Annotated in this window: 9 protein-coding genes; all 9 read right to left on the bottom strand. The window is 48.7% G+C overall.

Annotation, left to right across the window (positions count from 1 at the left end):
* Positions 1 to 441: 441 nt before the first annotated feature.
* Positions 442 to 3,156: a tetratricopeptide repeat protein gene (locus GF404_00965; protein ID MBD3380744.1), complete on the bottom strand. Its 2,715-nt coding sequence runs from the start codon at positions 3,154 to 3,156 to the stop codon at positions 442 to 444.
* 55 nt (positions 3,157 to 3,211) lie between these two features.
* Positions 3,212 to 3,838 carry a tetratricopeptide repeat protein gene (locus GF404_00960; protein ID MBD3380743.1) on the bottom strand — a complete coding sequence of 209 codons (627 nt, stop codon included), beginning with the start codon at positions 3,836 to 3,838 and terminating at the stop codon, positions 3,212 to 3,214.
* Positions 3,839 to 3,927: 89 nt separating this feature from the next.
* Positions 3,928 to 4,410, bottom strand: coding sequence for a flagellar assembly protein FliW (locus GF404_00955; protein MBD3380742.1), 483 nt, complete (start codon positions 4,408 to 4,410; stop codon positions 3,928 to 3,930).
* 20 nt (positions 4,411 to 4,430) lie between these two features.
* Positions 4,431 to 6,386, bottom strand: a complete 1,956-nt coding sequence (gene flgL / locus GF404_00950) for a flagellar hook-associated protein 3 (GenBank protein MBD3380741.1) — start codon at positions 6,384 to 6,386, stop codon at positions 4,431 to 4,433.
* 63 nt (positions 6,387 to 6,449) lie between these two features.
* Positions 6,450 to 6,752 (bottom strand): carbon storage regulator CsrA, encoded by a 303-nt coding sequence (gene csrA, locus GF404_00945; protein MBD3380740.1) that lies wholly within the window; start codon positions 6,750 to 6,752, stop codon positions 6,450 to 6,452.
* Between the two features lie 42 nt (positions 6,753 to 6,794).
* The gene (gene flgK, locus GF404_00940) at positions 6,795 to 8,198 is read right to left on the bottom strand and encodes a flagellar hook-associated protein FlgK (GenBank protein MBD3380739.1); all 1,404 of its coding nucleotides are present in this window, start codon (positions 8,196 to 8,198) and stop codon (positions 6,795 to 6,797) included.
* Positions 8,199 to 8,216: 18 nt separating this feature from the next.
* A complete protein-coding gene (locus GF404_00935; protein ID MBD3380738.1) occupies positions 8,217 to 8,702 on the bottom strand; it encodes a hypothetical protein in 486 nt (161 codons plus the stop codon).
* A 9-nt stretch (positions 8,703 to 8,711) separates the two neighbouring features.
* Complete coding sequence (locus GF404_00930) at positions 8,712 to 9,656, bottom strand: transglycosylase SLT domain-containing protein (GenBank protein MBD3380737.1); 945 nt, start codon at positions 9,654 to 9,656, stop codon at positions 8,712 to 8,714.
* Positions 9,653 to 9,808, bottom strand: a 156-nt coding sequence (gene flgI / locus GF404_00925) for a flagellar biosynthesis protein FlgA (GenBank protein ID MBD3380736.1), incomplete at its 5' end; no start/stop codon positions are given. The genes GF404_00930 and flgI, both read right to left, overlap by 4 nt.

The raw sequence follows: 9,808 nt of genomic DNA, 5'->3' as shown, positions 1-9,808 counted from the left end.
TCCGATAGTGTGATTGAGATTTAGCGGCCGCAATCACGCCGGCCTGAAAATTTCAAGCGACCTCCTTTTTTGCTTCAATTCTCAACTTGTGTGAAAATCTATTTAAGTTACTGCTTTGCAATCTTATAAACTTAATCGGCAGATACCCCTATGTTCTTTATTTTTCAACCTGTTTTTGACCGTTTTTTTCGATATCTAAACTCTATTTCGACCAGTCCGGACAGCTTCTTTATTCGATTTTTGTTGATTCGGCAATCCCTTAGATTGTTTTTTGAATCTACCTATTTTAAGACATTGTGCCTGACCGGAATCGATGCCGGGTAGTATTTTTGCACATGCTGTATTGACTTAATTCTGAACTGTTCAAAAGCTTCCGCAACCTGTCTAAACCATCAACAGTTTAAACGGCATACCCTTTTAATAACACCAAATTACCGCATTTCATGATTTTCGGAACTGGATCAGGTTCGAGATTTGAAGCAGTTTATCGCGCGCCGGCTGATGATGCGGGTCGACATTGACCGCCCGGGCATAACCGAGTTGAGCGGCATCCCAAACCCCCAGCTCGTAGTAGCAGTCGCCCAGGTTCGTGTATAAATCCGCAGATTTTGGATTCATCGTAATCGCTTTCTCGTAGAAACCGATCGCCTTGTCCAGAATTCTCAGTCGGGTGGCGATATCCGCCGCCAGTGACAGCATTTCATAATCATCACCGGCCAGCGACAGGTACTCCTCCAGCTCCCGCAGGGCATCCTCATATTTGTCCTGGTGGTAAAGGCAGATAATCAGGTTCTTGCGTGTCAGGGCATAGGATTCGTCCAGCTTTAATGCCTCCCGGTAGCACTCTTCAGCGCGAGCATAACTGCCCAGCTTGAGGTTCGCGTTTCCCAAATTATTCCAGCTCTGGAGGTCATCCGGGTTCCGAGTGATCGTGTTTGAATAGGCTTCCACCGCTTTTTCGAATCGACCCTTCTCGAATTCGATGTCGCCCAGCTGTCGCCAGGCCTGATAATCGTCCTGGTCGATCTTAACTAATTCCCTGCAATATCGTGCGGCGGAATCCGTATCTTTCAGCTTGCGGTAACAATCAGCCAGCGACCGCAAAAGACTGGTTTCATATTTCATTGCTTCATAAGCCTGCAGGTATTCTTGGCAAGCTTGCCGATATCGTTTCTTTTGTTCATGAAGCTTTCCGGCTATATATCTTGCCCGCGGGTTTTCAGGATCGAGCTCGAAAGCTTTTTCAATGTATTTCCACGCTTTCTTATTCTCGCCCAGTTCACAATAAGCGCGGGCGATATCGATATACGAATTGATGAAATCCTGCGTGTATTCAATCGCTTTCAAGTTGCAGTCAATCGCTTTTTGAAAACCCGCCTGGGCATCGGAGATCCGCTCGATATCATGCATGGCCATCTTCCCGAGCAGGTTGTAGGCCATGAACTGATTTTTGACATGCAACAGGATCGTGTTGCTGGTGTCCTTGAGCGGGTCATACTGGTCTGCCGTATCTATGTATACATGGCAGGCCTGTTCGGCTTCATCGTATCTCTTAAGGTTATACAACGCTACCGCCCTGGTAAACAGTGCATCGATGTAACCGGGAAACACTTCGAGTGCTTTATCGCAGTATGCCAGTGATTCTTCAAAGCGGTCTGTCAACAGGTACGCTTCGGACAGCTGATGAATGCACATGATCAAAAGATGTCTCTTATCTTTAGCACCAGGGGAAACATTTTCAACCACGAAAGAGGCGTGTTCCACGGTTTTGTCAAAGGCGTCATCATCGCCACTGCTTATAAAATGCCGATAGACCTGGGCCAGGTTAAACCTGGCAAAATAGTTATGAGGGTTTTCATCAATTTGTTTTAGCAGAAGGGGCTCGGACCGTTTTCGCTTTTTTGTCATCTGCTCTTCATCGAGGGCGTAACCATAATGAATAATCGTTACCGATGCTCTCAAGACCCTGCAGTCAGATGGCAATTTGAGTTGATTGTGTACTATCCCGGAATAGCGGTAACCCTTCTCGCGCCGGAAGAGCCTGATCGAGGTCAGGCAGGTCCTTGAGTTTTTATAGTTTTTGCTGGTATTGAGGACGTCGATACTGATCAGGTCATGGTTTTTAGTCGTGACAGCGCGCTTCAGGTTTGCGATCGAGCCGCGGTCGAGTTCTTCGTCGGCGTCAATTATAAATACCCAGTCCCTGGTCGGATATTGAAGCGACTGGTTGCGCGCCTTGGAGAAATCGTTTTCCCAGGGATGGAAATAGACTTTGGCGCCGTAACTTTCCGCGATCTCTACGGTGCGATCCGTCGACCCGGTGTCTACAATGATGATCTCATCCACAACATCCTTGATCGAATCCAGACACTGGGGCAAAAACTTTTCTTCATCCTTGACGATCATGCAGGCCGATATAGTCGGCGCATCATCATATTCCGCAAGCAACATGCGTACTTCTTCAGTATCGACACCAGCCTTGAGTGCCTTTGTCAGCACCGCGACGGCCTCGCCATCTTCTTCCATTATATGATACAGTCGCGCCTGCTCGAGGTAAGCCTGTTCATAGTCTTTTTGAGCACGGTACGCCTGACCAAACGCTTTCAGCGACTGCTCGATTTTCTCCTGTCCACGCAGGGCGAGACCGAGATGAAAGTATAATTCATGAACCTTGCCAGCTGTGCCTGCCAGGAAAACATTTTTTGTCTTCGATTTCTTGATCCGCTTATAGATTTTAAGATAGCGCTCGGCATAATCCTCAGCCAGTTCGTATTCCTGAAGCTGGACATAATTTATCGTCAACATAAACAGGAAGTCGAGGTGCTCCCGGTCATCATCCGGAAGCGACATGATCGCTTCGACAGCTTTGTCGTAATGTTTGAGATTGGCATGCGCGAATGCTTCTATCCGTATTGCCAGAAGATACGCGTGTGGATACTCCTGCCTGATTTCAGGCGTCAGTATTGAATGGATTTCATCCAGTGCTTCTTCAAAAGCGACCAGCTGAACCATCCGCTCGGCACGCTGTATCCGCTCTGTGTGCTCCTGTGGAAGCAGTACTTGTACATGCTTTTGAGTATTCTTCGGTTTTGTAGTTATTTTATCTTTTTTTGATCTGGTATCCCGTTTTGATTGCTTCTTTTTCTTCTTTCCCATCTCACCCTTCTCAGCGTTGAACCCGCTTATTAACAATTGTTAACAGTTTTCAACATCAACCCTGATCAGCAGACTTCAGATCTTCTATTTGCTTTTTAAGGCTGATGATTTTGTTATTGCCGGGATTGATTTTTATGAAATCATCGCAGGCTCTGATGGCATGATCGTATTTTTTGTCTCTCAGGCAGACCTGCAGATACGAGGCTGTGATGTTTTCATCATCAGGTTTGATTTGAAGCGCTTTCTCGAATTCTTTACAGGCTTCATCGCAATCACCTTTGGCATCCAGAATAACCGCCAGGTCGCTGTGCGCGTTGGCACTGTCGGGTTCGAGCGCTACCAGGCGCTGAAAAGTGCTACTTGCTTTATCGAGCTTCTCTCGCGAGGCATACACAAGCCCGAGATTGTGCAGGCATATCGGGCTCTGCGGATTGAGATCCACAGCTTTTTCGAAATACTTTTGCGCTTTTGCGTTATCTTTGGCCGCGACAGCCATCATCCCGACTTGAGTGGCCAGTTGCGGGTGATCCGGCACAAGCTCGAAAGCTTTTTCAATATACAACAGGGCCTGGTCAAATTGCTCCTGTTTGAAGAGCAGGTTGGCCAGCTCCATGTGAAGTTCAGGTTTATCGGGTGATTTTACGATTTGTGACTCTAACTGAGAAACTTTTGTGGAATCCATAGCTCGATCCTATCTGACTGATTTCCGATTCTATACGACCGGCCGCATATTCGGTTTGCCACCGAAGAGTTTTGGCAACCGGAAGGGACTTATATCTGAACGGCCAGCGATTGTTTTTTGTGCGGGCCACGGTCCATCTTTTTGTTCAGTTCATCCATGATAAAATGCTGAATCGTGTAGGGACTGTTGACCAGCACCACCTGCTTGGCCTGATTGTTGTCGAGATTGATCACGATCGGCCCCAGAAGGTTGGCTGACATCTTCCTGATATCATCCGGAATGGTCACGATTACGAATGTTTCAATTCTATCCAGCGAGGTCACCTGGATATCGCCCAGTTCCTTGAAATGGACCTCGATTTTGTAACTCCTGAAGAAGACCATCGGGTTGACGACCACGAATGCCAGATTGGGATCCTCAAGAGACTGGAGCCAGCAGAAAGGATCAGAATCCTCGCGCTCCAGCAGGACGTATTTCTTGAACTGCTCGAAACCAATTATACCTTTCGGGATTTCGATGATATTCTCTTCCGGGATATCCAATTCACCAAATCGAAACGTTGCAATCTTCATAAATATCTTACCTTGGTTTCCTAACGCATGAAGTCCATTAGTGACGGCTGGATGATCTTTGCGGCCGCATTCATCGCGGCCTGATAGACGTTCTCCTGCACAGCCAGCTCCGATACGAGTTTGACGATGTCGGCATCTTCGGTTTCGCTCAACAGCCTGGTCACTTCGACGTTGTAGTCGGTCAACCTGGCATAGGTCGTATCCAGGCGGATCATCTTGGCGCCCACCGAAGACCGCTGGTTGAGCAGGTGATTAATACCATCATCGAGACGGTCAATGACACTGTTGATCGACTGCTGATCATTGGAATTGAGTGCCTCTATCAGATAGAACAGATTACCGGCTATATCAGGCGAACCTGCGATACCGAAATTATGAGCCGTTGCCCTCGTACCAACATCTTCGATCACCAGGCTTTGTCCCACAACCGTGGATTCTATCTGGATGCCTTTGCCGTCTGAATTTATCGTTGCCTGAATATCCAGGCCACTGGTGTTTATCAAATCGATCAGGTCACCGACTGTTGCCAGGCCCGGATTCGAAAAATCAAGCGTGACCGAGCTGTCGCCCTGGGCAATCATCACCTCACCCATCGGAAAACCGGTACGGTTGTTTAAAAGTGACATCGGTGTAGTCAACGTGATCTGCGGATCAAGATCTTCTCCAATCATGTCATAATTCATGGTACCCAGCAGACCCAGGTCTTCAGCGGTAGTGTTGCCACCGCCGGTTTCGGTTATGGCCATATCGGGCTGAGGATTGAGGTTATCACCAACCAAAAGCGCGCCGATATCACCGTTTATTCCGAGAGACTTGGCGGTTGTAGCATGAGCATTCGGCTCGGAAATAGTCAGCCCCATAGGCACACCATTGGCATCGGTGACCTCGAGATGAGTCGGCGGAAGTCCGCCGTCCAGGGCGATACTGACATTGTTCAGGTTCGGTTCGGCAAAGTCGATTGCGGCCTGTGCGAATGCATTGTTGATTTCAGTGACGGCATCACCGATAGTTACCGAACTGGCCAGGTCAACAGTGAATTCTATTGAACGATCCGAGTTATGAATAACTATTTCATGAGGAGGCTCGCCCAGGCCGTTGCCTTTGTTAAGGTTGGCAAGCGGAGTGTCCAGGCTGACATCCGGTTTGTCGGTGGCAACCAGGTGGATGTTGTTGCCGTGATCACCGAGTTGCGCGGTGACATTGTCGATACCGCCGCCCAGAAGCTGAGCGTTGATCTCGTTCAAGACATCATTAATATCTGTCGCCGCGGCAATATTGACAGTAACGGTATTATTCACATTTTGATCCGTGACATCAAATGTCCCGGGTACCAGATCGACTCCCTGCCCGCTGTTGAGATCGGCCAGCGGTGTGGTAGTATCGATACCGAAGTTGAGATCAGCATCGCCACCCAGCACGGTAAAAGTTTTTGTCAGTATATCCGAACCGGGCGCATTGATGGTAACTTTTGTGTTGTTTTCGATCTCCACTCGAATATCGCCCTCGTCTCCGTTATAGACGATTCCGTTTGCATACTTCGAATATGTCTGTGTACGAGTCAGGTGACCGGAAAAGAGATAGCGGTTGCCCTGCTGGACATTACCTGACTGGATGATCAACTCGAGGTAATCCTCGACTTCCCTGGCAACGGACTTACGAGCGCTTTCATCGTAGGTGTCGTTGGCCAGAGCGACCGCGATTTCCTTGGCATTGGTCAAAGTCGAGGTCATATCTCCCAGGGCCACATCCACCGATGCCAGCCAGTTAGAGCCCTCATCGATGTTTTTCTGGAACTGCGTGATCTCAGTCAATCGTGTACGATATGAAAGATCCTTGATCGTCCCCACTGGATCGTCAGAAGGCTGATTGATCCGACGCGAAGTCGACATCATATTCTGCAGTTTCATGAATTTCGAGATATTTGTACCCAGGTTGTTGGTGACCTGGTCCGAAATCATTTTGTTGGTTACTCTCATAGTTACTTCCTATCGATGGTGTATCTCTTTACAGAGATTTTACTGCCATATTTTCCTGTTTGATCAGGTTCTCTTGGAACGATCGTTCCGGTATTTCATTTTCGGCTTTTTATCCGCTTTCTTGATCTCGTTTTTGTACTTATCCTTAAGCATTGAGACAGCGCTGTTTAGCTCATTCTTATCAGCTTGCGAGGCTTTGCGATTCTCTTTCTGGATCTTGACATATATTTCCTCGCGATGAACCACGACCTTCAGCGGTGCTTCAATCCCCAGTCGGACCTGGCGGCCATAAATGCCGAGCACGGTGACCTTTATATTGTCACCGATAGTGATGCTCTCGCCTAACTTCCTTGTTAGTATTAACAAAACATCCTCCTGATGCGCTGCTTCGTGCGGCGCCGCAACTACTTATCGACCGACGACACCGGTATTGTGAATCAGCGTTTCCAGCGCCTGATCCATGGTCGTGATCACGCGGGCGGCGGCGTCATAGGCGTTCTGGAATTTTACCAGATTTATCATCTCTTCATCCATGGAAACACCCTGAACAGACTGCCTCTGATTTTCAATCTGCTGCACGAGCATACCATAGTTGTCTTTGTAATTAGTCGCCTCCTGGGTGGCGATACCGATTCGTCCCACGATTCCGCCATAGTACTCGGAGATCGTGGCTGTATTATTGTCCATTATGCGTGAATACTTCATAGTGTCCGCGATCTGCTGGGCGATCGAACCATCCCCCGGAGTACCGGCCGCAGCGGCCGCGCCGATACTGTTCGGCTGATCCAATACATCGCCGCTGATAGAAATATGCTCAGCGTCGATATAACGAGAATCGAAGAAATCGCGTCCGGTCTGATCGTCGAGACCATATCCTGTGCGGTGAACCTGGTTGACTGATTCGACTATCGTCTTGGCCAGACTGTCGAGGTAGCCCTCGTATTTGAGCACATCGACATCACGGGCGGCGATCATGGCGGCCATTTCGCCATCGCGGAAGCGCACTTCCATACTGGTACCTTCCCAGACTATATCAGTGGTGGAGATACCGTTATTCGAGGTGATTTCTGTGTCGAGTTTAAGGTAATCATCACCATCGACAAATGCCATCGAACCGATCAGAACAGTAGCTGTTCCGTTGCTTTTATCCATCACGGAGACATCGACAAACTTCGACAGCTCATCGACTAAGTGATCCCTGCGGTCGCGCAGGTCATTGGCTTTCTGACTGCCGAGTTCCTGCAGGCTGATCTGACGGTTCAAGTCGGCGATCTGGCGCCCAAGTTCATTGAGATCCAGTACCTGGTTGCGAATCTCCAGATCGATATTCTGCCTGAGGTCATGTAACTGGCGGTCGAGCTGATGAAACCTGTTTGTCAGTACTTCTGCGCGTGACAGCACCTCAGTACGCAAAGCGGGATTGGAGGCATCGGCGCCTGCCAGATTTTCCCACGACACCCAGAACTCATCGAGCGTATGGCCGAGACCGTTCTCGGTCGGTTCATTGAAAAAGCTTTCGATTGTCATCATGTTTTTCTCGCGATATTCCCAGCTTCCCAGGCTGGCATTTTCATCGCGATACTGGCCGGTAAGAAACTGATCACGAATGTGCTCAACGCCGTTGATTTCAACACCTGTACCGGCTTTGCCCCACATCGTCTGTGCCGGATAAGCAGTCGCCACAGAGACACGCTGTCGGGAAAAACCCGGGGTGTTGACGTTGGCCATGTTGTGACCGGTAGTGTTGATCGCGAGCTGCGATGACATAAGCGCTCGCTTTCCTATTTCCAATCCGGTAAACAGGCCGTACATATCTTCCTCTCCTTGGAATTAAATTGTTTTACTCACCATGAGATTTCCCTTTTTCTCATGGGGAGAGTAATCACTCCCTGTTCCATTTTTTCCGGCTATGAGCTTAATTGTTCCTTCTATGTGTTTCATGGAATGTTCGATCAAGAACTCGTTTTTACGCTTGGCTTTTTCGATCTTGGAATGAAGCGACATTAGCGAATTCTGAAGTTTCAATAATTTGTCGGCAATCTTTCCCTCAGCCTGGTTTGCCAGCCTCGTGATCGTAATCTCAGCGGGATCCAGATCATGCTGGCGGGAATAATTCGCCAGGACCTCAAACCGATTCTTCTCCAAGTTTTTTACCCTATCTATCAATTCCTGCTGTCTGTCAACTCCAGCCTTGAGTTGATCGATGTCATTTTCCACGAGGTACTTCTGCTGTGCAACCAGCAGTTTCAAAAATTCTTCCAGGCAGACAGCTTCCTGTTCAACTATCTCCGCTATTGTCTTGTGTGGATTCTCCACCCTTCCTCCTTACTCAATATCGGCCAGGGTTTTGGAATCTTTACTACCTATCTCGTTCGCACTCATGATATTTATCACTTTTTTCACATAGTTCTGAGTTTCCGGAAACGGTGGTATTCCGCCAAACTTTTTGACATTGGCCGGACCGGCGTTATAGCCCGCCAATGCCAGTTTCAGATCACCCTTGAAATGGTCCAGGAGCTGGCGCAGATAGCGGGCCCCTCCCATAATATTATCTTCGGGTTTAAATACATTTTCTACACCCATATTATTGGCAGTCGAGTCGATCAACTGCATCAGCCCCTTCGCACCCCGGGGAGAAACCGCCTGGGGATTGCCGTTGGATTCGACCTTGATCACGGCCCTGAGCAAATCCGTCGGGAGATCGTACTTTTTAGCCGCCTTGTTGACAGCCGCGTCGATTTCTGCAATTACCTGCGCTTCGTCCGGTTTAGTTTCAGACTTGTTCACACGGCTGTAATGATTTATGAAATCAGGTGAATTGGGTTCAAATGTGTAATAGATATCGGGAGCGCTGTGCTTCTCCCGGTTGAGCTTCATATATGCTTCATAAATTTTCTTATATGCTTTTGTATCACTCGAATCGGGCGTGCGATTGAGTGGCAGATGACGCGGATCGGTGTTCTCCAGCCCGGGCTTATCATCCTTGTTCAAGTAAGTCCGGCTCAACTTCTGAAAGAGTTGATCACCGATACCGAGCGCGCCTTCCTTGCCGAGCTTGTCCGCCAGGGCTTGATCACAAATCGAGAAAAAGGTATCCTGTCCAAGACCGCCTTTTTTATCACCGGATAGATATGCCGAACGCATCGACTTCAGAAGCTGAAGCAGAAACATCGACTCGAAGCCTTCTACCGCTTTTCTCAGCCGACGCTCATCATGCGCCTGAGTATCGGTGGAAGCAGCCTGAATCAGGCTGACATTGAAATTGCTCATAGTACGATTAACTCCGCTCTGAGCGCTCCGGTTTGTTTGAGTGCCTGGAAGATGGCGATTATATCACGCGGGGCCGCCCCGATAGCATTCAACGCCTGGGCGACATCGGCGATATTGACCCTCTCCTCCAGAGGCACAACCCGGGCCTGCTC

It is taken from the genome of Candidatus Zixiibacteriota bacterium, from assembly GCA_014728145.1.
Taxonomy (GTDB): Bacteria; Zixibacteria; MSB-5A5; order JAABVY01; family JAABVY01; genus WJMC01.
Note: the sequence above shows the minus strand (reverse complement) of the source record. Positions and strands in the feature narration are given on the sequence as shown.